This window comes from Acinetobacter sp. YH12070 (genome assembly GCF_013419625.1).
In the GTDB taxonomy this organism is placed as follows: Bacteria; Pseudomonadota; Gammaproteobacteria; order Pseudomonadales; family Moraxellaceae; genus Acinetobacter; species Acinetobacter amyesii.
In genome coordinates this window covers 23,378-48,279 of sequence record NZ_VOZT01000009.1, presented here as the reverse complement: position 1 = coordinate 48,279, position 24,902 = coordinate 23,378, and the positions used below count along the sequence as shown (strand labels likewise).

The window sequence follows — 24,902 nt, the reverse complement described above, 5'->3', positions numbered from 1 at the left end:
GGATGACCTTACCGCGTATCGTACTTTATATTTGAATCAAATTGCGCTTCTGATGTTACTGCGTAACATCAGTTATTTAGATCTTACGGCAATATGTAAAAGCTTAGAAAAAGCCCATATAGAACTGCTCTTTTAAGACTTTTAAAATCAATTCGATTGCATCATTTTTACGATCTTTTCGATAGCTCGCATACAAACCAATGGTCGGCAAAGGTTCAACGGTACTTTTAACCAATATTTTATCACCGAGCAATGGAATCACATAAGACGGTACTAAACTCCAACCGACACCCATACCGACCAAATTGACATTTAACAAAATATTGGTCGAATGCTGCACCAAGTTCACATTCAGTTTATTTTGCTTAAAGAAATCTTGAATAATTCGGTATAGCTCAGGTGATGAATGTTCATCACTAATAATAAAATCCTGATTATTCATGTTTTTAATGCTGATATGCCGCTGTTCTGCTACAGGCGAATTTTTCGGTACAATCAACGCCAAAGGCTCAGTAAAAATCTGAACAGATTCTATATCAGGGCTTTCTTCGACATAACGGGTAAAGGCAATATCAATCTCTCCTTTACGTACTGCACTGATCTGATCGACATCCATTAAACTATGAAAATGAATTTTTAACTCAGGAAACTGAGCTCGAATATTTGGCATGATATAAGGAAAGACCTTCATTTCAGCCACAGGAACAAAGCCGATATTCAGTTGTTCTTTACTGAGCTTCGCAATTTGACGCGCATCTATCATGGCTTTTTCAGCATGCTCTAAACTCAAACGCGCTTCTTTTAAAAAGGCCTGACCTTCTGCAGTCAGTTCAACTTTTCGGTTGGTTCGCATCAATAATTGCACCCCAACTTCCTGTTCTAAGTCTTTAATTTGCTGACTTAAAGAAGGTTGCACTGTACACATCCGCTGCGCAGCCTTGGTAAAATTTAGCTCTTCGGCAACCGCAACAAAATATCGTAGATGTCGTAATTCCATTATTCAGCTCCTAAAGCACTGCGTTTAAATTGGTTTGCCACGAATAGACGATACATCCACAAAGTGAACAGCACCATCACTGCACAAAATAAATAGGTTGCCTGAAATCCAAAGTATGCAATCAGCACACCCATAATGACCGAACCGACAGCAAGGCCAATATCAAACAAGGCAAAAAAGGTGGATATTGCATGTCCCATTCGGGCTTTTTCTACCGTTTGAATCGCGACCGTTTGCAGGCATGGGAAAACTGAACCGTAGCCGATGCCCATAAAAACGGCCGATATCCAAAGCACCCATTGATTCGTGAGAAAACTCACAATCACCAAACCAATGGCAAAGCAAATAAAGGATGGATAGATGACTGCACTCGGGCCTTTGCGATCATAAACTTTGCCAACCCAAGGACGGACGATCAACATCGACACAGCAAAGACAATAAAAAAGATACTGGTATAAGCGAGTAAATGCTTCAACTCTGCATAAGCGGTGATAAAACTCATCACACTCGAATATGCAAACGCAGTTAGTAGTGCCACAAAACTGATGGCAAGTACTCGTGTTTCAATCACATCACGCCATTGGATGGCTGCGGATTGGCTCGCTTGATCACTTGATTTATGCTGTACGTATTCTTGTATTTGAACTAACCACGTAAAAATATAGCCCACTGCAACCAATAAGGCTAATACTGCAAATAAGGTACTAAAACTGCTGGATTGAATCATACTCAGCGCTAAAAATGGCCCGATCACCACTCCTAAGTTGGTCGACATGACAAAGTAACCCATGCCTTCGCCTTTTCGATGATCTGGGATGTAATCATTTACGATGGGAACATTGACCGTGGTTAATATACTGAACCAAAAACCATGTAAAAAACGAATGACCAACAACGACCACATGCTGTCAATCCACAAATAACTCAGCGCAAAAACGACAAAAATAAAGCCTGAAATACGTACAGAATTGGCTTTACCAAAACGCTCAATGATCATGCCGGAAAAGGGACGAATCGCAATGGATGACACCAAAAACAGCGTTAAAGCCATACCCGCTTGCTGAATCGAACCACCCAATTCTTTCATAATATAAATGGGCAATATTGTCAGCAGTGCAAAGTAATAGCTAAATAAAAACAAGTTATTACACAGACAAAAAACGAAAGACTTGTTCCATAGCGATGCCTGATGTTGAGTAATCATGAGGTCATTGTCTCGCTGCTACGCGTGGCTTGGGACTGCATAAAAATCGGGTTTAGCGCCAACTGCACCAGTCGCTTGATATAGTCTTCATCTGGCTGGGTATTAAAGAAAATGATCTGATAATGAATCGGGCCGTACAACATGTCCAACATGAGTTCGAAAGGATAATCTGCGCGAATTTCTCCTCGTTGAATGGCCAATTGAATCAGCTCACGTGTGGCTTCTCGTCGAGGTAATAAATACTGTTTAAAAAACTCACCCGCTGCTTCACGATGCTCCGCCAATACAACCAGCAATGCTCGACCTACGTGCTGATTTAAAGCCCGTGATAGTTTGAGCAATTGTTGATTTAGATTGAACTCTAAACTTTGTGATAAATCGAGTTCAAACACCGACGCGGTGTGCGCTTTAAAAGCATCGAAAACCAGATCGGACTTATGCTTCCACCAACGGTAAATCGTCGATTTTCCCACGCCTGCACGAGCCGCAATGTCTTCAATGGTCATGCTTCGATAATCACTTTCCGCCAAAGCATCTGTGACCGCTTGTAAGATACATTGCTTACGCCGAGAAGTTTTTTCAGTTTCACTCATAATTCAAAAAACGAAACGCTACGTATCGTTTTATATTAAACGGTATTGGACTGAATGACTATCTTTAACTAAGCTTTGAAGAAAAAAACTTTAGTCGCACACTCGGAATTCAAATCCCTACTGCACTCTCCAGACGAATTTCAGCATAAAAAAAGATCGCTTAAGCGATCTTTTCAAATATTCAGCCACCAAAGCGATTAGCTTTGTGTCGACTTTTTATAAATACTGCAAGAAGGATGATGATTTTCCTGTAAACGCGCCACTTTACGATGTTCCGCAGCTTCGAAGCGACAACGTTTCCAGTCATTATCTAGATTCAATGCTGGAATTTGTTTTGGTTTACCTTGATCATCAACAGCGACCATTGTGAAATAGCAACTATTGGTATGACGCACTGTACGTTTTTGAATGTTCTGCGCTTCAACACGAATACCAATTTCCATAGAAGTACGACCTACATGGTTCACACTTGCAAGGAAAGTCACTAACTCACCCACGTGAATTGGTTCTTTAAAATTTACTTTATCGACTGATAGTGTCACCACGTAGCTACCAGAATAGCGACTTGCACAAGCATACGCGACTTGGTCTAACAATTTTAGAATCGTTCCACCATGCACATTACCCGAAAAATTCGCCATGTCAGGAGTCATTAAAACTGACATCGATAATTCTGACTGGTCGTCTAGTGCATTCGCAATTTGATCTAATGGGGACATCTTGTTTCTCTAGACTCGTGATATAACAATGATTAATGTGATTATTATATAGATTTTAATCAAAATTAAATGTTCAAATCGGCAAAAAAACCATCATTATTATTTATAGTGATCATACCATCATTCAGTAAAATATATATTGATAACGATATACACCCGATAAACAAGTAGTTATCGCGCTATCTATCAATTTTTTTTAATCCAAGCTATGCTGTGTTTTATATTTAAAACATATTCATTAAAACGCGTTGTTCATCGATTCAACATAGCACGGCATTAAACTTAATCTTCTAAGACTTTTAACATCTCGAAAGATACGTTGTCATAGCTGGTTTTTTGTCCACCATCATTGGTACTTTCTAGCGTGTAAGAGTTATCTACATGTACATGAGTGACAATAAATACGCTCTCTTCCATCATCGCAAGCTTTACTTTTTGTCCTACATCAAGCGTTTTCATCTACAGCCACCTTTAAAATATTTATTGGTTTTAAGTATTAATAACCTGATGATATTCTAAACACTTCAACAGTATTGGTAAACGTAAGCACATGAATAAAAACGCTAATATAGGTATATACTCTTAAAACCTACGTAAAACCAATTAATATGATTTTTTTAATTAATTTCAAATAATTAACTGTATATTTTCGTATTATTACGATTTTTATATTTGGCAAATCTTTTGATTAAGACCTAAAACCAATCAACATCCAAGATATTAATGATTACTAGATACTATTGAGCATGGGAAAAGCTGAGAGCAAAAATTAAAATGCTTTGCTGAAATAAAAATGCACCCTGCTAGGTGAACAGGATGCATTTAAATTTGCGAATCGTACCAACCTAGTCTTTGGCTGCTAAATAAGGAATATGATGTCCCTTGCTATATTGATGTTCAGCATAAACCCGAGAAATCTCTCCAAGTTTTTCTAAGGTTGCCTCTTCACCTGCAAGCATCGTCGCTTCACGACCTTTTACATCAAATATATGTGCTTTTTCACGTAAATCAGGTTGAATCACAATGTCTGCTCGCTTGAGTTCTTCTTGAGCTAAACGATTTTGCATAATATTGATATTTTGGTTAAACAAGCCCCAAACATTAGACGTTTCGGTATGAATAGGTCGTGCCAAAATATCTACTGCAATAATAATATCTGCCCCTAAATCGCGTGCAACATCCACAGGAACAGGGCTGACCAATCCGCCATCAACATATTCTGTGTCTTCAATAATCGTGGGAATGAACATACTTGGAATCGACACCGAAGCACGAACAGCCTGCCCCGTATTGCCATAGTTGAACACGACTTTTTTGCCATTCTTTAACTCGGTTGCCACCACATACATTGGGGTTTTTAGCAACTCTAAAGGCACGTCATCAACTTGCTCATTGATATAATCTTCAACTTTTTTACCGTCAAAAAAGCCTTTTTTGTCCAAGCGTATTTCTCGAACATCATTGGCTTTCATATTTAAGGCGATATCTCTTAACTCATTGGCACTTTTACCTGATGCATAGATTGAACCCACAATGCTACCCGCACTGGTTCCAACAATGAAATCTGGGTGTATTCCCTGCTGTTCAAGTATCTGAATGGCGCCAATGTGTGCATAACCACGTGCCCCACCACTCCCTAAAACCAAAGCAACAATCGGACGCTTTTCCTGCTTTTTCACTTTTTTAAAGTCAATGCGGTTATTCGCCACCTGTGCAGGTGCTGCTGTATAAGTCCGAATTTGTGCGGTTGTTTCAGCGCTGACCGTTTTTGAGCCCACACTTTGACAACCCACAAGGCTGATTGCGAATGCAGTCATCAAAACAGTTATGCTTTTCATTGAGAGATATTCCAAATGCAACTCGAGATTTGAAGAGAAAAAGTAGTCTAATCAGTCCGCATTCACGTCACTGTTATTATTCGTTAATGCCTCTGACCGATGCACATTATATTGACATACAACCTAGAAAGTCATTGGCTGTCAAAATTTCAATGTCTAGCAGAATTTCCACATCAGGATTTAAGCTCTTATCTAGCAAAAAAAGCCCCGACAACGGAGCTTTTTAAAGTTAATTTTTGACTTTACCAAATATCGGAATTAACGCGATCCTTATATTTTGGATGTTCATCCATTTTAAACACAGGCTCTTTTACACCACGTTTTAACTGTGAGGTGTAGTCTTTCATCAACATCAATAAGAATGGAGTCAGCAATAAAATCGCAAAAAGGTTAATACTCGCCATCACGCCCATGAAGAGGTCTGCTAAGTTCCAAATCAGGGGCACACTCATGATTGAACCAAAGTACACCATCATGAGGACGAATACGCGGAATATAAACATCACTTTAGGATTGTTATTGATAAACTGTACATTACCTTCAGCATAAGCATAGTTACCGATTACTGAAGAATAAGCGAATAAGAACAAGATAATGGCAAGGAAGTCATCTCCCCAAGCACCAATCTGACTCTCAAGCGCCATTTGCGTCAAAGCAACGCCTTCAAAGCCTGCATTTTCATACAAACCGGACGCCAAAATAATGATGGCCGTACAGGTACACACCACAAATGTGTCGACAAATACACCGAGCATTTGAACTAAGCCTTGATTGACTGGGTGTTTAACGTCTGATGCTGCCGCAGCATTGGGTGCAGAACCCATACCGGCTTCATTGGAGAATAAACCACGTTTAATCCCTTGCATCATTGCCATAGAAACCATGGCACCGAAAAAACCACCTGCTGCTGCATCAAATTCAAAGGCTTTACTGAAAATTAACTGGAAAATATCTGGGAGAATCGCAAAGTTAGCAAATGCAACATAGAAAGCAACTGCGAGATAAAGCAAAGCCATAAAGGGCACAAATCTTTCTGCAACTTTGGCGATCCGTTTAATCCCGCCAAAAATAATCAGCGCAGTTATGAGCACCAAGAATAAGCCCACCCAAGAGATTTCAAAACCGAAACCACCTAAGTCTAAAATGATGTTGGCTTTATCCCAGCCCCACGCATGTGAGGTCGCACCTGTAATCGCATTGGCTTGCACCGCATTAAAGACAAAACCATAGGTTGAAATCAGCGCGATGGCAAAAACCACACCCAACCACTTTTGCTTTAAACCTTGTGTAATGTAATACGCTGGTCCACCACGGAATTGCTGATTTTGCGTATCACGCACTTTAAAGAGCTGTGCAAGTGAAGATTCCACAAATGCTGAACTCATGCCTAAAAATGCGGTAAACCACATCCAGAACACCGCACCAGGCCCACCAATCGCAATCGCAATTGCAACACCTGCGACATTACCTACGCCGACACGACTGGCCAGTCCCGTCACAAAGGCTTGGAATGGTGTAATCCCATGTTCATCATCGCCTTCTTTACGGCTAGATTTCATCACTTTAATACTATGAAAAAATAGACGAATCTGGACTGCGCCAGTGATTAAAGTATAGAAAATACCAACAGCCACTAAGAATACGACTAAGAAATCCCAAAGCGGATCATTAAAAACTTTGACCCAGCCCATGAGAGTTGCATTTAATTGTTCATCCATAATCAATAGGCTTTGTTGCACAAAGATTTCATAACTATATGATTTTAAAGGTTTTGATTATTTTTTGATCCAAAATTAAATTTATTTAAATCAGATGCTTACATATTTATGCAACAAAGCCTAATCAATACCTAAAATGCGAATACAAAAAAACAAAGGCTCTAATTTAGAGCCTTTGTAGAATTAAGCGAAAAATTTGAGAATTAACTGAATAACCGTCGCATTAATTAAGTCAACAAAGAATGCACCACATAGCGGTACAATTAAGAATGCCTTATGTGAAGGGCCATACATATTTGTAATCGCTTGCATATTTGCCACAGCCGTCGGGGTTGCACCCATACCAAAACCACAGTGACCTGCTGATAAAACAGCAGCATCGTAGTTTTTACCCATGACACGGAAAGTCACAAAAGCAGCATACAAAGCCATCGTCAGCGTTTGTGCACCCAAAATGACTACAAGTGGGCCAGCGAGATCGGACAATTGCCATAACTTTAATGACAACAATGCCATCGCCAAATACAAAGATAGAGATGCATTACCAAATACATCGATAGCGCGGTCAAAAATTTGTACACGGAAAATACCTTCCAGTACATTTCGCAAAATTACACCACCAGCCAGTGCCCAAACAAATGTCGGTAATTCAAATACAGTACCTTTACTAAAATCGGTCATGAAGTCCGCAAATGCTAAACACCCTGCAAATAAACCTAATGTGGTAATCGCATTATCTGCTGTAATGAGACGAACTCGATGCGGATATTCAAACGGCACATATTCTGTTGAATTAATATCTGCTAGAGGAGTGTTATCACTTTTTTCAATTTGTTCATGAGTACGAGGCGTTGCAAGTTGATAGCGGTTAATTAATAGCTTAGCCAGTGGACCACCGATAATGCCGCCAATAATCAAACCAAATGTCGCACTTGCCATACCTAAGGCTAATGCACCTTGAATGCCATGTTGAACTTCTAAAATTTCACCCCATGCGCCTGCAGTACCATGACCACCAGTAAGGGTAATAGAACCTGCAATCAAGCCAATCAGAGGGTCAATACCTAGCACCGTCGCAAGACTGATACCTACGAGGTTCTGCACCATGATGAATGAAGCAACAGCGACTATAAAGATGACCAAGCCGATTCCGCCCTCTTTTAATTTGGCAAAGTTTGCACTTAAACCAATGGATGCAAAGAAAATCAGCATGAAACTCGTTTGTAATTCACTACTCGTTGTAATGCTATAGCCCCAAAGACTGTGCACTACTAAAGAAATAATCGCTGCAACTAAACCACCGGCAACAGGCTCTGGAATGTTATATCGGCCTAAAAAACCAATACGATTAACAAGAAACCGTCCCAACAAAAGCACAATTACCGCTGCGATTAAGGTATAAAACGCATTAAAACTAAATTCCATATAATTTGTCCAAAATTATTTGAATATTTTTAAAGCTCTTCTATCAGCATTAGCTGCCTTTATGGTCTGAAATACAACTACATTTTGTAATTTCAAATCAATAATGCAATTCAACGACTCAAGCTAAAGAGTTTGAAAAATATTCATCATCTGATTCAAATAAGTAAGTCTGAGCTTTAAAAATTAACTCAAAATGACTAACAAATCGCTAAAAGTTTTAAATTGAGAAACAGCCTCAAATGAAGCAAATTTAATGACAGAACATTGTGTATGTCTGTACTGTTTCGCACTATTTCTGAAAAGTCGCACATTATGCAGCCTGAACAATAAAATTTCAGTACTTTTTATTACAAAAAGTTAATTTTTCTATAATTTAAAGTTATATCCAATTGTTTTTATTTAAATGCATTCGTATTTTTTATCTATATAAAATATAAAATATTAAAGATTTAAGCGTGATCTATACACTGTACGTGGTTCAACGCCTGCTTTAACCAGTACGACATCATGACTCAGGCGATTTAATGAATCTATCTGTTTAGTGCTGTGAGTTCATTTGTGTTAATACATCCTCTGTTTAAACAAAAAAGCCTGAACTAAGTCAGGCTTTTTTGATCGATTCTGATCGATGATTTGAGCTTAGAAGCTATATTTAGCCATTAAGCCAACGCGGTTATCTTTATATGTTTTCCCTGTAAACGCTTCACGTTTACCATTCACATATTCAACACCTAAATCAATTGGTTTCACTGGTGTATAAATCACATTTAACCAAGCTTGCTGTGCTTCTTCATTCGCATTTGAGTTAGATTCATCTTTCGCATACGCGCTGCCATCATCCGCAAATAGCGCGCCGTAAGCTAAAGTCGAACGTAGTTTTTCATTAAACTTATAAGTTGCACCCACTTGTACAGCAGTGAATTTGTTTTGCTCGATGTTGCCATCTACCACAGAGTAAGCCGAGTTAGAACCATATAAATAGTTGCTGTTGCCTTCTGTATACGAGACATCACCATTCAATTTCAATTGATCAGTCACTGCATAAGATGCACCCGCTGCTACACCCCAAGCTGTTTCTGTATCATCCGCAACTTTAGATTTGTAGTTTTCAACCAATGCACGAGCTGAAGCTGTGCCTTTACCTGCTGCAAAACCTTGAGTCACTTTGGCAGTTAAGTTTGGAAGGCGATATGTCGGATCTGCAGCAACAGTCCCTTTACTATCCCCTTCTTCCGCAGAAACAAATAATTGAGTATCTGGAGCTAATTTGTAGTTATAACGAACTTGAGGAATACGTGTAGTACCACCACCCAAGTTTGTATTGAAATCAATCATTTCTGGTGCATGGCTAGATAAGAAGTTAGATGTCGTTTGACCAAATAACCAGTTGTTAAAGGTTAAGTAACCGTGACGTAAGCGAAGTCCATCATTTGAACCACTCGCATCTGCAAAGTCGACTTCAATTTTACCGCCGACTTTATTATCGCCACCCACTGGTGCGGTAAAATCTAAACCAAAACGCGTTGTTTTAGCAGTCGCGCGCAATTTGTCTTTTGTCGCACCAGTTGATGTATGTACGCTGTTAAAGTCGTTATCCGCACCTTCAATGATGTAGTTCGCATCACCACGAACAAAACCGTAAAGATTTACATCTGCACCTGCTTTAGATTTCAAGCTTGCCGCTGGAGTAGCTGGTGGCGGTGGTGCAACAGGACGCGCTTTAACTTGCTGAATCTCTGTTTGTTGCTGTTGTTGAACTTGCTGCTGCGCTTTAATCAAACTTTTTAGTTCTGCGACTTCTGCACGTAATTGTTCAATTTCAGAAGTATTGCTGCCTGCATGAGCCATTGAGACCGTAGCCAAACTCATGGCAACAACAAGGGTTTTCATTGGGTGGAATACAGTTTGAGTTTTCATCCTAAGCTCTCTATTGTCCTGTCATTGTTGTATGCCCTAACTCTGGGCGCTTTGTTATTCGCCTATTTGAGCGGACAAATTTCAAGCTGCATATCCGTGCTTTAGTCGCATTAAAGTCCCAACTTGCAGCCCTTAATAACGAAATACTTGAAAGCAAAAAGCAAAAACGCTGAATCCATCACTGAAAATAGACTGAAATATTTAGTTAAAATTCAGACTTAGCCGATTCAGATGGCAAAAAAGCTCAACACCCATACCTTAAAGGTAAAAATCCATACTCTATAGGTATGTCATAAAAACGATAAAATCCGACACATTACCGATAGAGGCATTCGATAGATAGTGATTCAGCATAAAGCACTGTGTTTAATGCAAATAATACTTATTTATCAGTTGCTCTATTTCATTCGAGTGGGACAACAGCGATCCACCGTTTCACTTTTTATTTTCAAGTGGATGATGGTTTAGAGATAAATTTCGAGCAAACAGCAATTGAGCTCAAGGTGCGATAAATAGCGCCCTCATTGAAAGTTATGAATGATGAACATTTATAATGAGTGACGCGGATATTTGATCAATAATACACGTACGTTGATGACCGACGTTTAAGTCAGACCTGCTAAACGTCATCACCTGCATTTAGTTCAACCCATGGCTGAAGCTTTTAAACTACGCATGGTGAACATTGCAACAACCACAAATAGCAGCATAATCAGAGCCATATTGATTAGCGCTGACCATACTAAAAAGTTCAAAAACACTCCGGCCAATAGACCACAGGCAAATTGCATACTTCCCATGATTGCACTGGCTGTGCCAGCTCGTGAGCCTTGTTCAGACATCGCCAATGCCATCGCATTTGGACCAGTGAAGCCGATTGAAGCAACACATAAGAACATGCCCAACATTACAACAATGATAGAGGAAAGATTAAATAATCCTGCCGCCAATAAGATCAGCACACCACACAATTGAAGTGCATTACCCAATTGCAAACGATGGCGAACATCCAGTCGATTTGCAAGTTTCTTGTTGAGGGTCGAAAACACCATAATCCCTAAAGCATTCGCACCAAATACATAAGCAAATTGCTGTTGGCTCAGACCATAACCATCCATTAAAATGGCAGATGAGCCACTGATATAACAAAATAAAATTGCGCCAGAAAAACAGCCTGTGAGCATCGGTTTACGGAAAGTTTCGTCCTGTAAAATCACACCATATAAACCTAAGACTTGCTTTAAACTTAAGTTTAAACGTCGCTCGACGGGCAGGGTTTCTTGAAAGAAAAAATGTACACAGAAAAGACAAAAAATACCGACAAGCACCAATACCGCAAATATGTATTGCCATTCAAACACCTGCAAAACCCATGCGCCTAAAGTAGGTGCAATGATTGGTGCAATTGTTGTCACGATCATCATACTGGCAAAGGCTTGAGCAGAAGCTTGCATACTTAAGCGATCACGAATTGCGGCACGAGCAATCACCACACCGACACAGCCACCCAAGGCTTGCAGAACGCGAGCCGCGATCAAGCTCCATTCACTATTGGCAAAGACACACAGAAAACTGGCACAAATATATAAAACCAAACCGAAATATAGCGGTGTTTTACGCCCAATGCGGTCGCTGACCGGCCCGTAAATTAACTGCCCAATCGCCAAACCCAAGAAATACGCTGGAAGACTATTGGCTACTTGTTGGGTTGTGACACCAAAATCGTCAGCCATTTGAGGCAAAGCCGGTAAATACATATCGATTGAAAGTGGACCTAAAGCAGTGAGCAACGCCAACAAGACAATCCAGCGTTGAGAAAATTCCTTTTGTGATTCGACCCTTTTCATAAGAATAATTCATTTATCGCAAGCAAGTTTTGCAGACAAGTTTACACTGCACATAGTATTATTTCTTGGCTTCAATGTGAAAATTCACACGATACACATTGCTTACTGCCCCATCGCTTTAGCAAAGGAAAAATTTTGAACGCCTGGCTCGCACGACTGAAACAAGCAACCTATAACACGACCTTTATGTATAACTTGCGCATGGTCATTGCCTTCGCAGGAACAGCCTTTGTCCCATATTTTTTAGATCAGCAATTGATGACCATTCCCCTCACCTTGGGTGTGGTTGCCGCAGGTCTAAGTGATATCGATGACCGCTTTTCAGTCCGCGTGCTCAATCAAATTTATACTTATATTGGGTTCTTTGTTACTGCGGTATCCATTTATCTGTTGTTCCCGCATCCGATTTTATTTGCATTGGGGCTGATCGTTTCTTGTATTGGTTGGATTCTTTTGGGTTCATTGGGTCGTCGCTATGCCACTATTTCTTATGGCTGTCTGGTGATCTCCGTGTATTCCATGCTAGGGGTCGAACTTTTTGAAAATTGGTATACACAAGCAGGTTTATTGGTCATCGGTGCGATGTGGTATGGACTGCTTTCGACTTTGAGCTTTCTACTGTTTCCTGTACGTCAAGTTCAGGACAAATTGGCGCAAAGCTATTCATCTCTAGGTGACTTCTTATTTGCAAAATCTAACTTGTTTGATGTCGATATGACACCAGAAAGTTACCAGCAAAGTTTGATTGAGCTATCGCTCGAAAATGGCAAATTAATTGGCATTTTCAACGATATGAAAACGGCCTTATTAACGCGTTTAAAAGGTGACCGTGGACAAAAAGATACGCGTCGTAGCCTGCAATATTATTTTGTCGCGCAAGACATTCATGAACGTGCCGATTCCGCGCATATTGATTATCAAAAATTGACCCGTATTTTTGAACATAGTGATATTTTATTTCGCTTTCAACGCGTGCTTTCGATTCAAGGTAAAGCTTGTAAAGATTTGAGTATCAGTATCTTACAGCGAAAACCTTATCATCATAATCAACGTTTTAAACATGCGTTCCACAATCTAAAATTGTCACTCGAAAAGCTGCGTGAAGAACAAAAATACGATGAAGTCTGGATCAACTCTTTATTTGCTTTATACCAAAACCTAAAAGGCATCGATGCGCAATTACGTAATGTCGAAACCGAGCGTTATATTGACCGACAAGCCCTGATTGAAAATCGTTTAAAAGATGATGATTTAAAAGGTTGGGACGACATCGTCATTCGATTCAAACAACATTTGAGCCCTGAATCGGTGCTGTTCCGTCATGCTGTGCGTTTATCGACCGTGTTATTTATTGGTTATATTTTTGTCCAAGTGACCAATATCAGTTATGGCTATTGGATTTTATTGACCGCCCTGTTTGTCAGCCAGCCGAACTTTAACGCCACCAAGCGCCGCCTCTATTTACGTATCATTGGCACATTGGTCGGGATTATTCTAGGTTATGCGATTTTATATTTTGTCCCTTCTGTCGAAGGTCAGTTATTACTGCTCATTTTAAGTGGCGTACTGTTTTTTGAATTACGCAGTAAGCAATATGCACAAGCTACTGCATTTATTACCATTTTGGCGCTGATCAACTTTAACTTAGATGGCATGGGTTTTGCCGCAGCTATGCCGCGTATGATTGACACGCTCATTGGTTGTGCCTTGGCATGGTTTGGTGTGAGTTTCATTTTCCCAGATTGGAAATTCCGTCGCCTGCCTCGAACCATCAGCCGTTCGATTCAAGCGCAGTGTGATTATTTGGCCGAAGTGGTTGAACAATACAAATCTGGTCGTAATAACGGGTTGAATTATCGTGTGGTCCGTCGTGCAGCCCATAATACCGATGCAGAAGTGGCTTCACTGATTTCCACTTTAGCCACCGAACCCGATACCGATCCGACTCAAAAAGCTTTAGCCTTTGAGTTTTTGTGCCTCAATCATACCTTTATTAGTTATATCGCAGCCTTGGGTGCACACCGTGAAAAAATTCAAGATCAACAAGTCTTAACCTTATTGGATAAAGCCACGGATGACATTCAAGGTGCATTGCTGCGTGACGAAGTTCCAGACTTATCTGCGCAAAATATGTTGCAAGAAATCCGTCAGCGTTTGTCACAAAACAGTGAGGAAGATCAAAAATCCTTGATTGTGCTACAACAGCTATCCTTAATGTTTAACGTGTTGAACCAATTTAGCCAATTGAAACAAAATCTCAGTCATGAGCATGATCAAGCATCGACGGAACTGGCTTCACTATAATTTGGATGATTTTGGAACAATATACTCACTGAATTGGTATAAATAATGCTAAACTTTTTACAGTTTTAAATCTGTTACTTTCACTATGACCGCAAAAAATTTATACGCCTACACGCTAGAGCCAGTGGCTTATGAAATTTCTGAAGAAGAACAACGTTATGCTCAACTTGTTCTGTCTCGCAGTAACTTCAAAATTGGCAAAAAAGCATGGCTAATTATGGGTGCAATTCTTGCACTGGCACTCTTGGGCCTCATCTTTATTAAGAACTATTCAACAGTATTTTGCTGGGTAGCTATTGTCTGTGTCGTGATTTACTTCCTTGTGCGTAAATTCGGTATCGAATGGTATGCGAAACGCAAACTGAACGAAGTCCCTGTTCAAGAAATTAAAGGCATCCGTATGGGTGTTCAGCCGCATGGGATCTCTATGCAGCAACGTATGGGCGCAAACATGGGGACGATGACTGTCGGTTGGAAAGACATTCATGAATGGTATGACACCAAAGACTTCATCCTTTTGAACTTTAAAGTAAAGGGTCAAGACGGCGCATACATCTTGCCTAAACGTATGGATAGCAAGAAGTTTCCATTTTCGACCATTCGTAAACATTTAAATGAAACTGTAGGCCCTGCTAAACCAATTTAAGCCTAACAGACATTTGTTTATAAAAAGCCTCCTCTCTTTGGAGGTTTTTTTATCTGTTTAATTTTTGAATAATTATTGATAATTACAATAATGAGAATGAATATTACTTACTTTTTCCACATTCTCTACTAAATCATCGTTTATAATTTGTCGCAATTCAGCAACCTTTTATCAATATTAAATTCATCATGTTTAAGAAAACCCTTTTCCAGATTCACTGGTTCTTGGGGATTAGTGCCGGCTTAATACTCTCGCTCATGGGGGTTACAGGTGCCATTTATTCCTATGAACAGCAAATACTTAAAGCAATCAATCAGGACAGTTATGTGGTTCAGGCTCAACAGCAGCCTAAACTAACCCCTGCTGAGCTTTATCAGCACTTTAGTCAGTCTGATCCTGACATGAAAATTAACAGCATCTCTATTGCCTCAGATGCTACCGCCTCAAGTACCGTGAATATTGTCAAAGAAGGTGCTCGTCGTGGCTATAACATGATGGTTAACCCCTATACAGCCGAAGTTTTACCTGAAATCAAAGGTCAAAAGTTCTTCCAGTTTGTACAGCAGCTACACCGTAATTTAACTGTTGGCCCTGTTGGTAAACAAATTACCGGCGCATGTACACTCATGCTGATTTATTTTGTATTGAGTGGTTTGTATCTACGTTGGCCAAAAAGACATTCTGTAAAACAATGGCTTGCAGTTAAACCAAAGCTCAAAGGACGTAATTTCCTATGGGATTTACATGCAGTCGTCGGCACATGGGTGATTGTTTTTTATCTCATTTTGGCATGTACAGGTCTGTACTGGTCTTATGATTGGTGGCGTAATGGCATGTTTAAAGTCATGGGCGTTGAACGTCCACAGCCCCAGTTACAAGAAGGTCCAAAACCGAATAGGCAATCTGCTGAACAGGCGGGTGCAAAGCAAAGCGCTGAAAAACAAGCCACTGAAGCAGGACAAACTCGTGGTGAACACCAAGCACGTTCTGAAAGTAACCCTGCAACGTCGAGTCCCTCTGAACACGGCTCTCAAGAAAACAAACATGGTGCTGAAGGTCGCGGAGAAAAACGTGGTCTAAAACCAGAACAAGTGAATATTGCCCTTACCCAAAGTTGGAATGGCTTTAATCAAAATATTGGTCGTGAATACTCAAGTGTCACTTTTAATATTCCGAAAAAAGCCAATGGTGAATTAGAAATTAACTTTGTGGATGCCGTCCCTCAACATGAACGTGCTCGCAACAAAGCGACTTATAACTACAAAACGTCTGCTCTCACCGATATCGAGTTATACGAAGATAAAAAATTAAATGAAAAAATCATGACCAGCATGTTACCTGTGCATCGTGGTAGTTTCTTCGGACCGATTTATCAGTTCTTTGTGGTTATTGCATCCCTCATGATGCCGCTGTTCTTTGTCACAGGATGGATGCTCTATCTCAAACGTCGTAAACAGAAAAAACTGACACAGCAAGCTCGTCAAAGCTTAGCACCTGTTGCCATCGACCCAAACGCACAGCCTTGGTTAATTTGCTATGCATCACAAACAGGTCAGTCTGAACAATTGGCATGGCGTACAGCAACAAGCTTACAAGAGGCTCGTCAGCCCGTCACAGTGAAAGCTGTTCAGCAACTTTCTGCTGATGACTTAACGCAAGCCACTCAGGTTTTATTTGTTGCAAGTACTTATGGCACTGGCGAAGCACCTGACCTCGCTTCAAGCTTTGAACGTAAACTGATGACACAAAGCCTCGATTTGAGTCATGTTCAGTTTGCCGTATTAGCTTTAGGTTCTGAAGAATATCCTGATACTTTCTGTAGCTTTGGTCATGCGATTCATCGTTGGATGCAAAGTAATGCTGCAAAGCCCCTGTTTGACACAATTGAAGTCAATAATGGCGACACCCAAGCCATTCAAGCATGGAATAGCGCTTTAGCCAAAGCGACTAAACTTGAACTTCAGCACATGCAAATTGAAAAAACTTTTGATGCATGGACATTGACCAAACGTGATCTACTCAACCCGAACAGTTTAGGTGCCCCTGCATTTAATATTGAGTTAAAACCGCAACATGAAGCCAACTGGCAAGCGGGTGATATTGCAGAGATTCAGCCGGGGAATAGTGCTGAACGTATTGCAAACTTCATGCAAAAGTACCAGATTCAAAGTCAGCAAGTGGTTGATTCGAATCAGCAACGCATTGAAGATGCATTATGGGATCGTAACCTAAATACAGATATTGAACCATTTGCCAACCTTGATCATTTGCTCGAACAGCTTCCACCGCTTCCAACTCGTGAATACTCCATTGCAAGTATTCCAAGTCAGCAAGTATTACGCTTAGTGGTACGTCAGCAATCCAATGTGGATGGTGAGCTCGGCTTAGGCTCAGGGTGGTTAACACAACATGCAGCGATCAATAGCACACTACAACTGCGTATTCGTACCAATGAATCATTCCATTTGATCGCCGATAATCGTCCTGTGATTTGTATTGGTAACGGTACAGGTATTGCTGGTTTACTCAGCTTATTACATGCACGCGTTCGTCAAGACTATACGCAAAACTGGCTGATTTTTGGTGAGCGCCAACGCGCACATGATTTCTTCTATCAAGACATCATTGAAGCATGGCAAAACACAGGCTTAGTACAACGCATAGACCTCACCTTCTCTCGTGATCAAACGGAGAAACGCTATGTGCATCATGAGCTACGTGATCAAGCGGCCCTATTAAAATCATGGGTAGAACAAGGTGCCGTGATATACGTTTGCGGTAGTATCAATGGTATGGCAACGGACGTTGACCACGCATTGATTGATATACTAGGTGAAGATGTCGTGGCTGACCTGCGTCAAGCTGGGCGTTACCGACGTGATGTTTACTAATAAGATGTTTACTAATAAATAGTCCCAACTCAAAACCAGACCTCGTGTCTGGTTTTTTTCACGCTATACTTAGGCCAAATACGGATACTGCTTTAATTTTTTGAATGAAAAGAATACTACTGCTTTGTGTAGGCTTGCTGCTCTGCGTAGATGCCATTTGGTTACTTACATTAGATAAAATTCATTTAGGCATCCTTTTACCCTTAGTCATTGGGTGTATTTTTCTTTTATCGGGACTATTTGCAACGCAAATCCACAATATTTTAGATCAATCTCCCAAACTCGAAAGGCTCTGGCATGCTGCATGGTGGTTGTTTTGGCTTTGGCTATTGAGCCTTTTGCTGTTTTTTGCGTATTTACACTTCAATAGCCAGCAATCCAAGCCATTTACTTCCGTCCAAGCCATCATCGTTTTGGGTAGTGGTATTGAAAATGGTCAACCTTCTCCGACCTTAAAGGCGCGTCTCGATGCCGCAGCACCGTATGCCTTGCAACAGCCCAATGCCATCATGATCATGACGGGTGGTTTAGGCTTTAATGAAAAAATGACCGAATCTTCTGTCATGAAGCGCTATTTACTTCAACACTATGACATTTCAGCGGCACGTATATATGAAGAAAGCAGAAGTACCAGTACAGAACTCAATCTGATCAATAGTAAAATGATTTTAAAACGACATCAGATTTCGCTTGATGCCCCCATTGTGATTGCCAGTAGTAACTTTCATCTGCCACGTGCAAAAGCAATTGCACGAAAGTTAGGCTATACACAGGTGTATACCATTGCAGCGCCAACACCGCTGTACATCCGCTACAATTCTTGGCTACGTGAATATTTTGCCTTTTTGAGCGGTTTTGTACTCAATGAGTATTAAAAAAAGCCCTTGTTTGATCAGTAAACAAGGGCTTTTATGCTGTAAATAAACAATTAATTTAAACGAATGCTACGTGGCAAAGGAATTTTAAGGTTTTCAAAGATTTCTGGGCGCTGCTGATAGACTTGATATAAATAATTTTTAATATCTAACAGCATCTTTTCAGGTGCAACCAAAATATTTTGCCCTTCCGGGGTCAAATCTAAAGACACCGTAGTACTCTCGCTACGTAAAAACGGAATGACTTTTTCGATAAAGTCTTTTAATGAAATTTCCTGAATTTCATAATTGGACCAATTGTCTTTAATTAATAAACGTGCCAAACCTCGGTTTTGCCAAATGGCAAAGGAACGTTGACCAGTAGGTGTCGCACAAAGTGCCCAACCATCTTGATATAACGCAATCACGCCACCTTGAGCGACCATATTTTCAATAAATTGTTTATAGGTTTCTTGAGGATTGTAATTTGTAGTTTGAGTTTTAGACGCTGCCTTGCGCTGATATGGATTTCTCATAGATCACATACAATATTAAAATTATTATAGAGCGGATTCTATGTAAATCAGAAAATTTAGGCAAGCTTTTGGAGAAAGAAGTTTCTATAGAAGAATATGGTGGGCGCTGACAGGATCGAACCGCCGACATTCTGCTTGTAAGGCAGACGCTCTACCAACTGAGCTAAGCGCCCTGAGCGAAGAGCAACAAAGCGAAGCTTTGTCTGAGCGCAAGAGAAAAATCGAAGATTTTTCTAAAGGCATTCTCTTGAACAGAGATTTTTAAGATAAATGGCGCAGCGGACGGGACTCGAACCCGCGACCCCCGGCGTGACAGGCCGGTATTCTAACCAACTGAACTACCGCTGCATCACGTAGTTTCTTTCGAAACACAACCTATATCTTAAAGATATGGTGGGCGCTGACGGGATCGAACCGCCGACATTCTGCTTGTAAGGCAGACGCTCTACCAACTGAGCTAAGCGCCCTTAAAGGGTACAACAATTATATTCTTTGAAATGGCGCAGCGGACGGGACTCGAACCCGCGACCCCCGGCGTGACAGGCCGGTATTCTAACCAACTGAACTACCGCTGCATCGCAAAAAACATGGTGGGCGCTGACGGGATCGAACCGCCGACATTCTGCTTGTAAGGCAGACGCTCTACCAACTGAGCTAAGCGCCCTCAAAAGGTCTATCATGTAAATGGCGCAGCGGACGGGACTCGAACCCGCGACCCCCGGCGTGACAGGCCGGTATTCTAACCAACTGAACTACCGCTGCACTTACACAATGTCGCTATTGTGGTTCAAACGAATTAAGATTTAAAGTGGCGCAGCGGACGGGACTCGAACCCGCGACCCCCGGCGTGACAGGCCGGTATTCTAACCAACTGAACTACCGCTGCACTCTAAATATCTTAACGCTGAAAAGGTTTGGTGGGCGCTGACGGGATCGAACCGCCGACATTCTGCTTGTAAGGCAGACGCTCTACCAACTGAGCTAAGCGCCCTTTTCAAAACATGTTCATCGTTTGATGAGGTGCATTATAGAGAATCCTCACGGTCTGTCAAACGCTTTTCTAACTCTTTTCCACTTTTTCTGTTTGAGTGATTAAAAAATAAGTTATATTGCGGAAAAATCAGTATTTTTGAACATTTTTTAGCTATAAACCTGTAAATTTATTACTAAAAATAGGACTTATATTCTGCATCATTCACATAAAAAACAGTTTTTCAGATGGACTCATAACTAATCATTCAGCAAACCGACGATTAATTCACCACACATTTGGCATTCTAAAACAACCTAGTGTACAAAATACATTCAAACACGATTTTCTGTTAGTTTGCGAGCATTACTTCTGACAAAAAAACGCCTTTCAAACTCACTTTAATTTTTCAAATCTTTGTTTTGATGCCATGAAATTCGGCTTTCATGGCTTGTGCTTTTAACGACGTGTTCAATGTTCAGTGATGTAAACTAGCGCATTTAATGGAATCAATTGATAAAGTTCTACAACATCGCTGTTTCGCATGCGAATACAACCATGTGACATCGGTATGCCCATAGGCTCGCGATCTGGTGTGCCATGGATATAAATATAGCGTTGATAAGTATCACAGCCCTCACCTGCATTAAAGCCCGGTTCCAAACCACTGAGCCATAATATTCGAGATAATATCCAATCCCGATCAGGATGTGATGCGGCAAGTTGCTCGTCGTAAACCTCTCCAGTCCACTGACGTGCTTTAAAAACTGCATTTTGAGGTTGTTGTCCACCAAACTTTTCTGCAACTTGATGCCAGCCTCGTGGAGTCTTACCACTATTTTCCTGCTCACCAATGCCATTTTTACCCGATGAAATTAAGTAAAACTTATTCAGCTTCGGCAATGTTAAAGTTTGATCTTTCAAGTTAATCAGGATATCAGCTTGATCTTGGGTATATTCAGACATGCTCATGCTCTTTCTGCTTATCTTTATCTTCTGGTTGTGTCTGCAGCGATTGTTCTGAAGTTCGCATCTGATTTGGCTCAGGTCGTGTCCATAACCAAATACCAACGATCAACATGGTTAAGTCCGTGAAAATCTTGACGGCAATCGGTGCAGAAGTAAAAAGCATAATCAGACCACTCACAAACATCATGATCGATGCAAACCATTTTGCTTTGCGGGGGACGGTGCCATTTTCGCGCCAAGCGCGTAGGGTTGGGCCGTATTTAGGATGATTCAATAACCAAGCATCCATTTGTGGCCAGCCTTTTGAAGCTGCCCATGCTGCTAATATTAAGAAGACTGTCGTGGGCATTCCCGGCAATAAAGCCCCTATAAAGCCTAAAATGACAAAGACAACCACTAAGCTTCGCCAAAACAACGTCTTCATACCGCTACCCTGAACTTTCAATTCAGGTAGTATAAGATGTTTTTAACAATTATCCGTTGTTATTCTGCATTATTCGAAAGGTTTCAATATGGCTGTAACCCCGACAACGTCGTCTTATTTTGAGCCATGGTTGCAATTTAAACAGCCCTTAGTTCGCCAATTGGCTTTCTGTATTGCCAGCCCAAATATTCTGCAGCAAATTCCCTATGAACTCGAAATCCGCTATCCCTTTCATTTTCATCCAAGCGAGCTTTGGCAAAAACATTTTGAAGCCTACCTACCCCGTTTAAAACAACTCGAACAACACCCAAGTGCATTAGTAGAATTTTTACAAAAATTAAAAAGTACTCGTCTTGGTTTACGTTTCGAAATGTTTATGTGGTTTTGGCTCCTCGATCATCAATACCATCCATACCAGTTACTCGGACATAGCATTCAAAAAATTGACGGCCCTCGTACAGTAGGTGAACTCGATTTTGTTTTAAAAAATACCGAAAGTGGTGAAGTTGAACATTGGGAAGTGGCTTTAAAATACTATCTAGCCGAGCGCGATTTTCAATTACCTTATTGGTATGGCTTAAATCGTAGTGATACTTTGGCTCGAAAGCTCAATCATTTCACCCAAAAACAATTCCAATTTGATGAAGCACTTGGGCAGCAGATTCAACAACGCTATTGCGTTTTAAAGGGTCAATTATATTTACCTATTCAGCGTACCAGCACATTACCAAACTGGGTCAATCCTGCGCGTAGAATAGGTCAATGGGGACATGTCATTCCATCTAGGAGTCAAGGCTATTATCGCCTACAACGACATGAATGGATCTGCGTGCAGCAGCAACCGACGAGTGCAACCGCACATTGGTGGACAGATGGTTTATATAAAAAAGACAGTGATGAAAGCTATTATATGTATAGACAGCCACGCTTGGTTTTGCCGCAAACAATTTAAGACTCAATGCACCATTTAGTAGAAATTTACATTTATTTACTCAACCACCGTAAAAACCACCTACTGTTTGATACGGCTATTTTTTAATCTAAATCTCACAACAGAATAATTTAGTCTTCTAAAAATTATTCTTTCATAATGGAGATTACATTCAATGAAAAAAATTTTAGCTGCATCACTTATGGTTGCTTTCGTACTGACAGGTTGTAATACAGTAAAAGGTGTTGGTAAAGACGTATCTAAAGCTGGAGATGCTGTAACCAATACTGCTGAGAAAACTTCGGAAGAAATTCGCCGCAATTAATTTCTTTCCCAAGAATTTATAAAAGAGCCCTATTTTTTAAATAGGGTTTTTTCACGTCTAAATTTCCCTTCGCTTGTCGATTCGCCTATTATATTGCGACATTTTTGACTTCTGTATTTAGCATGACCTCAACAGCAACTCTTGATCTCAGCCTAGAACTACTGCGCCAACCGTCGGTGACACCGATTGACCATACCTGCCAGAACATTATGGCGGATCGTTTAGCCAAAATTGGCTTTAACATTGAAAATATGCGTTTTGATGATGTAGATAATCTTTGGGCACGTAAAGGGACTGAAGCACCAGTATTTTGCTTTGCAGGTCATACGGATGTAGTACCTACGGGTAACTTGGATGCATGGGGTTCTGACCCATTTCTTCCTGAAATTCGCGACGGTAAACTGTATGGTCGTGGCAGCGCAGATATGAAAACCGCGTTGGCAGCTATGGTTGTTGCTTCAGAACGTTTTGTTGCAAAGCATCCAAATCATAAAGGTTCGATTGCATTTCTTATTACCTCTGACGAAGAGGGTCCTTCGATCAACGGGACTGTCAAAGTTGTTGAAACTTTAGAAGCGCGTAATGAAAAAATGACTTGGTGTTTGGTGGGTGAACCATCTAGCACCAACACACTTGGCGATATTGTTAAAAATGGTCGTCGTGGTTCGCTAAATGCCAATTTAACGGTTAAGGGTAAACAAGGGCACGTTGCTTACCCACATCTAGCAGTCAATCCAATCCATACAGCATCAAAGGCACTGGCTGAACTTTGCGATACCGTGTGGGATAATGGCAACGAATACTTCCCCGCAACATCTTTTCAAATTTCCAATATCAATGCCGGTACAGGCGCAACCAACGTTGTTCCGGGCACGATGAATTTACTCTTTAACTTCCGTTATTCAACAGAAGTAACGGCAGATGAACTCAAAGCACGTACTTTGGAAATTTTAGATCGTCATGGCGTTGAATATGACATCTCGTGGACGTTATCTGGTTTGCCATTCCTAACCCCAGTAGGTGAGTTAGTAAATGCCGCACGTGATGCCATACGAGAAGTTACTGGGACTGAAACTGAACTTTCGACCAGTGGTGGTACTTCTGATGGTCGATTCATTGCGCCTACAGGAGCACAGGTGCTTGAACTGGGTGTTTTAAATGCTACGATTCACCAAATCAATGAACACGTTAATGTGGCAGAGTTGGAGCCACTTTCTGAAATTTACGAAAAGATTTTAGAAAACCTGTTGGCTTAAATATTCCCCACATAGTCAAAAAAAGGAACTCCATTGAGTTCCTTTTTTTATATCTCGTTTTTGCAAATATTAAGCCGCTTGAAGCCCAATGCTGTTTTGAATATTGGCTAAATTTGGAATATGAAATACCTGATCGGCCATGCGTACATATTGGAAAATATTGGCGTCTTTCACGGCTTTTTCTTCATCAACCACTTCAGAAATACGCAAACGAATGGTTTTCGGCATCTCATTACACATCAGTGCAAAACGCTGTCCAACATCATCCCCTTCAATGACCAAAGCCACACCCTGATTTTTTGCAGGATCATTGACTGAGAAAACAGGCAATTTCAATTCATGCCATTCAACAAAAGGAACATTGGTTGCACTATCGAGCGCTGAAAGAACAATATTTTGTGGTAACAACATTGGCTCTTTACCATGACAATCAATGATATAAGCATCGATAAAACCGGTAGAAACCGTAATGAGATGTTGCAGTTCCTGCTGATCAACTTTATCGCTGACAACCTGAGAAACAGTATTTTGGCTCAT

Annotated in this window: 21 protein-coding genes and 8 tRNA genes; 7 read left to right on the top strand and 22 right to left on the bottom strand. The window is 40.7% G+C overall.

What is annotated here, in order from left to right:
* Window positions 1-103 precede the first annotated feature (103 nt).
* From FTU17_RS04010 to FTU17_RS03965, 10 genes are all read right to left on the bottom strand, one after another.
* Window positions 104-997, bottom strand: coding sequence for a LysR substrate-binding domain-containing protein (locus FTU17_RS04010; protein WP_078192238.1), 894 nt, complete (start codon window positions 995-997; stop codon window positions 104-106).
* Window positions 997-2,202 carry an MFS transporter gene (locus FTU17_RS04005; RefSeq protein ID WP_180005305.1) on the bottom strand — a complete coding sequence of 402 codons (1,206 nt, stop codon included), beginning with the start codon at window positions 2,200-2,202 and terminating at the stop codon, window positions 997-999. The genes FTU17_RS04010 and FTU17_RS04005 overlap by 1 nt, the downstream gene beginning before the upstream one ends.
* Window positions 2,199-2,795 (bottom strand): TetR/AcrR family transcriptional regulator, encoded by a 597-nt coding sequence (locus FTU17_RS04000; protein ID WP_111885574.1) that lies wholly within the window; start codon window positions 2,793-2,795, stop codon window positions 2,199-2,201. Before FTU17_RS04000 ends, FTU17_RS04005 begins: the two co-directional genes overlap by 4 nt.
* 197 nt (window positions 2,796-2,992) lie before the next feature.
* Window positions 2,993-3,514 (bottom strand): acyl-CoA thioesterase, encoded by a 522-nt coding sequence (locus FTU17_RS03995; RefSeq protein WP_078191431.1) that lies wholly within the window; start codon window positions 3,512-3,514, stop codon window positions 2,993-2,995.
* A 282-nt stretch (window positions 3,515-3,796) separates the two neighbouring features.
* Window positions 3,797-3,973, bottom strand: a complete 177-nt coding sequence (locus FTU17_RS03990; RefSeq protein ID WP_171262670.1) for a hypothetical protein — start codon at window positions 3,971-3,973, stop codon at window positions 3,797-3,799.
* A 386-nt stretch (window positions 3,974-4,359) separates the two neighbouring features.
* Window positions 4,360-5,352 carry a patatin-like phospholipase family protein gene (locus FTU17_RS03985; protein WP_180005304.1) on the bottom strand — a complete coding sequence of 331 codons (993 nt, stop codon included), beginning with the start codon at window positions 5,350-5,352 and terminating at the stop codon, window positions 4,360-4,362.
* A gap of 242 nt (window positions 5,353-5,594) precedes the next feature.
* A complete protein-coding gene (locus FTU17_RS03980) occupies window positions 5,595-7,070 on the bottom strand; it encodes a sodium:alanine symporter family protein (RefSeq protein ID WP_180005303.1) in 1,476 nt (491 codons plus the stop codon).
* A gap of 183 nt (window positions 7,071-7,253) precedes the next feature.
* On the bottom strand, window positions 7,254-8,495 hold the full coding sequence (gene gltS, locus FTU17_RS03975; protein ID WP_168379287.1) for a sodium/glutamate symporter: 1,242 nt from the start codon (window positions 8,493-8,495) through the stop codon (window positions 7,254-7,256).
* A gap of 639 nt (window positions 8,496-9,134) precedes the next feature.
* A complete protein-coding gene (locus FTU17_RS03970) occupies window positions 9,135-10,412 on the bottom strand; it encodes a DcaP family trimeric outer membrane transporter (protein ID WP_180063252.1) in 1,278 nt (425 codons plus the stop codon).
* A 644-nt stretch (window positions 10,413-11,056) separates the two neighbouring features.
* Window positions 11,057-12,259 (bottom strand): multidrug effflux MFS transporter, encoded by a 1,203-nt coding sequence (locus tag FTU17_RS03965; protein ID WP_180134741.1) that lies wholly within the window; start codon window positions 12,257-12,259, stop codon window positions 11,057-11,059.
* Between the two features lie 135 nt (window positions 12,260-12,394).
* Between FTU17_RS03965 and yccS the strand changes: the two genes are divergently transcribed.
* From yccS to FTU17_RS03945, 4 genes are all read left to right on the top strand, one after another.
* Window positions 12,395-14,563, top strand: a complete 2,169-nt coding sequence (gene yccS / locus FTU17_RS03960) for a YccS family putative transporter (RefSeq protein ID WP_180023177.1) — start codon at window positions 12,395-12,397, stop codon at window positions 14,561-14,563.
* 85 nt (window positions 14,564-14,648) lie between these two features.
* Window positions 14,649-15,209: a YcxB family protein gene (locus FTU17_RS03955; RefSeq protein ID WP_180004995.1), complete on the top strand. Its 561-nt coding sequence runs from the start codon at window positions 14,649-14,651 to the stop codon at window positions 15,207-15,209.
* A gap of 188 nt (window positions 15,210-15,397) precedes the next feature.
* Window positions 15,398-18,100: a sulfite reductase flavoprotein subunit alpha gene (locus FTU17_RS03950; RefSeq protein ID WP_180074111.1), complete on the top strand. Its 2,703-nt coding sequence runs from the start codon at window positions 15,398-15,400 to the stop codon at window positions 18,098-18,100.
* Between the two features lie 104 nt (window positions 18,101-18,204).
* Window positions 18,205-18,975 carry a YdcF family protein gene (locus FTU17_RS03945; protein ID WP_180134740.1) on the top strand — a complete coding sequence of 257 codons (771 nt, stop codon included), beginning with the start codon at window positions 18,205-18,207 and terminating at the stop codon, window positions 18,973-18,975.
* Window positions 18,976-19,028: 53 nt separating this feature from the next.
* On the opposite strand, the gene FTU17_RS03940 is transcribed toward FTU17_RS03945, so the two are convergent.
* From FTU17_RS03940 to FTU17_RS03890, 11 genes are all read right to left on the bottom strand, one after another.
* Window positions 19,029-19,490: a DUF2750 domain-containing protein gene (locus FTU17_RS03940; protein ID WP_078191441.1), complete on the bottom strand. Its 462-nt coding sequence runs from the start codon at window positions 19,488-19,490 to the stop codon at window positions 19,029-19,031.
* 97 nt (window positions 19,491-19,587) lie between these two features.
* A tRNA-Val gene (locus FTU17_RS03935) sits at window positions 19,588-19,663 on the bottom strand.
* Window positions 19,664-19,761: 98 nt separating this feature from the next.
* A tRNA-Asp gene (locus tag FTU17_RS03930) sits at window positions 19,762-19,838 on the bottom strand.
* A 43-nt stretch (window positions 19,839-19,881) separates the two neighbouring features.
* A tRNA-Val gene (locus FTU17_RS03925) sits at window positions 19,882-19,957 on the bottom strand.
* Window positions 19,958-19,988: 31 nt separating this feature from the next.
* Window positions 19,989-20,065: transfer RNA gene (locus tag FTU17_RS03920), tRNA-Asp, on the bottom strand.
* A 13-nt stretch (window positions 20,066-20,078) separates the two neighbouring features.
* Window positions 20,079-20,154 (bottom strand) — tRNA-Val (locus FTU17_RS03915).
* Window positions 20,155-20,175: 21 nt separating this feature from the next.
* Window positions 20,176-20,252: transfer RNA gene (locus FTU17_RS03910), tRNA-Asp, on the bottom strand.
* A 47-nt stretch (window positions 20,253-20,299) separates the two neighbouring features.
* A tRNA-Asp gene (locus FTU17_RS03905) sits at window positions 20,300-20,376 on the bottom strand.
* Between the two features lie 29 nt (window positions 20,377-20,405).
* A tRNA-Val gene (locus tag FTU17_RS03900) sits at window positions 20,406-20,481 on the bottom strand.
* A 450-nt stretch (window positions 20,482-20,931) separates the two neighbouring features.
* Window positions 20,932-21,426, bottom strand: a complete 495-nt coding sequence (elsL, locus tag FTU17_RS03895; RefSeq protein WP_078192250.1) for a cell wall-recycling L,D-carboxypeptidase ElsL — start codon at window positions 21,424-21,426, stop codon at window positions 20,932-20,934.
* Window positions 21,419-21,853 (bottom strand): YbaN family protein, encoded by a 435-nt coding sequence (locus FTU17_RS03890; RefSeq protein ID WP_180134739.1) that lies wholly within the window; start codon window positions 21,851-21,853, stop codon window positions 21,419-21,421. The genes elsL and FTU17_RS03890 overlap by 8 nt, the downstream gene beginning before the upstream one ends.
* Before the next feature lie 88 nt (window positions 21,854-21,941).
* Between FTU17_RS03890 and FTU17_RS03885 the strand changes: the two genes are divergently transcribed.
* The 3 genes from FTU17_RS03885 to dapE all read left to right on the top strand — a co-directional run bounded on the left by FTU17_RS03885 (window position 21,942) and on the right by dapE (window position 24,365).
* Window positions 21,942-22,805, top strand: coding sequence for a DUF1853 family protein (locus FTU17_RS03885; RefSeq protein WP_180134738.1), 864 nt, complete (start codon window positions 21,942-21,944; stop codon window positions 22,803-22,805).
* A gap of 154 nt (window positions 22,806-22,959) precedes the next feature.
* The gene (locus tag FTU17_RS03880; protein ID WP_078191053.1) at window positions 22,960-23,109 is read left to right on the top strand and encodes an entericidin A/B family lipoprotein; all 150 of its coding nucleotides are present in this window, start codon (window positions 22,960-22,962) and stop codon (window positions 23,107-23,109) included.
* A 122-nt stretch (window positions 23,110-23,231) separates the two neighbouring features.
* Complete coding sequence (gene dapE / locus FTU17_RS03875; RefSeq protein ID WP_180134737.1) at window positions 23,232-24,365, top strand: succinyl-diaminopimelate desuccinylase; 1,134 nt, start codon at window positions 23,232-23,234, stop codon at window positions 24,363-24,365.
* 69 nt (window positions 24,366-24,434) lie between these two features.
* Here the strand turns inward: dapE and FTU17_RS03870 are convergent, their stop codons facing one another.
* On the bottom strand, window positions 24,435-24,902 hold the full coding sequence (locus FTU17_RS03870) for a hypothetical protein (protein WP_180063259.1): 468 nt from the start codon (window positions 24,900-24,902) through the stop codon (window positions 24,435-24,437).

Bases quoted from the DNA above. Each gene is read 5' to 3' on its own strand.
- FTU17_RS04010 (WP_078192238.1), bottom strand. From the start codon at position 997: ATGGAATTACGACATCTACGATATTTTGTTGCGGTTGCCGAAGAGCTA.
- FTU17_RS04005 (WP_180005305.1), bottom strand. From the start codon at position 2,202: ATGATTACTCAACATCAGGCATCGCTATGGAACAAGTCTTTCGTTTTT.
- FTU17_RS04000 (WP_111885574.1), bottom strand. From the start codon at position 2,795: ATGAGTGAAACTGAAAAAACTTCTCGGCGTAAGCAATGTATCTTACAA.
- FTU17_RS03995 (WP_078191431.1), bottom strand. From the start codon at position 3,514: ATGTCCCCATTAGATCAAATTGCGAATGCACTAGACGACCAGTCAGAA.
- FTU17_RS03990 (WP_171262670.1), bottom strand. From the start codon at position 3,973: ATGAAAACGCTTGATGTAGGACAAAAAGTAAAGCTTGCGATGATGGAA.
- FTU17_RS03985 (WP_180005304.1), bottom strand. From the start codon at position 5,352: ATGAAAAGCATAACTGTTTTGATGACTGCATTCGCAATCAGCCTTGTG.
- FTU17_RS03980 (WP_180005303.1), bottom strand. From the start codon at position 7,070: ATGGATGAACAATTAAATGCAACTCTCATGGGCTGGGTCAAAGTTTTT.
- gltS (WP_168379287.1), bottom strand. From the start codon at position 8,495: ATGGAATTTAGTTTTAATGCGTTTTATACCTTAATCGCAGCGGTAATT.
- FTU17_RS03970 (WP_180063252.1), bottom strand. From the start codon at position 10,412: ATGAAAACTCAAACTGTATTCCACCCAATGAAAACCCTTGTTGTTGCC.
- FTU17_RS03965 (WP_180134741.1), bottom strand. From the start codon at position 12,259: ATGAAAAGGGTCGAATCACAAAAGGAATTTTCTCAACGCTGGATTGTC.
- FTU17_RS03955 (WP_180004995.1), top strand. From the start codon at position 14,649: ATGACCGCAAAAAATTTATACGCCTACACGCTAGAGCCAGTGGCTTAT.
- FTU17_RS03950 (WP_180074111.1), top strand. From the start codon at position 15,398: ATGTTTAAGAAAACCCTTTTCCAGATTCACTGGTTCTTGGGGATTAGT.
- FTU17_RS03945 (WP_180134740.1), top strand. From the start codon at position 18,205: ATGAAAAGAATACTACTGCTTTGTGTAGGCTTGCTGCTCTGCGTAGAT.
- FTU17_RS03940 (WP_078191441.1), bottom strand. From the start codon at position 19,490: ATGAGAAATCCATATCAGCGCAAGGCAGCGTCTAAAACTCAAACTACA.
- elsL (WP_078192250.1), bottom strand. From the start codon at position 21,426: ATGTCTGAATATACCCAAGATCAAGCTGATATCCTGATTAACTTGAAA.
- FTU17_RS03890 (WP_180134739.1), bottom strand. From the start codon at position 21,853: ATGAAGACGTTGTTTTGGCGAAGCTTAGTGGTTGTCTTTGTCATTTTA.
- FTU17_RS03885 (WP_180134738.1), top strand. From the start codon at position 21,942: ATGGCTGTAACCCCGACAACGTCGTCTTATTTTGAGCCATGGTTGCAA.
- FTU17_RS03880 (WP_078191053.1), top strand. From the start codon at position 22,960: ATGAAAAAAATTTTAGCTGCATCACTTATGGTTGCTTTCGTACTGACA.
- dapE (WP_180134737.1), top strand. From the start codon at position 23,232: ATGACCTCAACAGCAACTCTTGATCTCAGCCTAGAACTACTGCGCCAA.
- FTU17_RS03870 (WP_180063259.1), bottom strand. From the start codon at position 24,902: ATGAGCCAAAATACTGTTTCTCAGGTTGTCAGCGATAAAGTTGATCAG.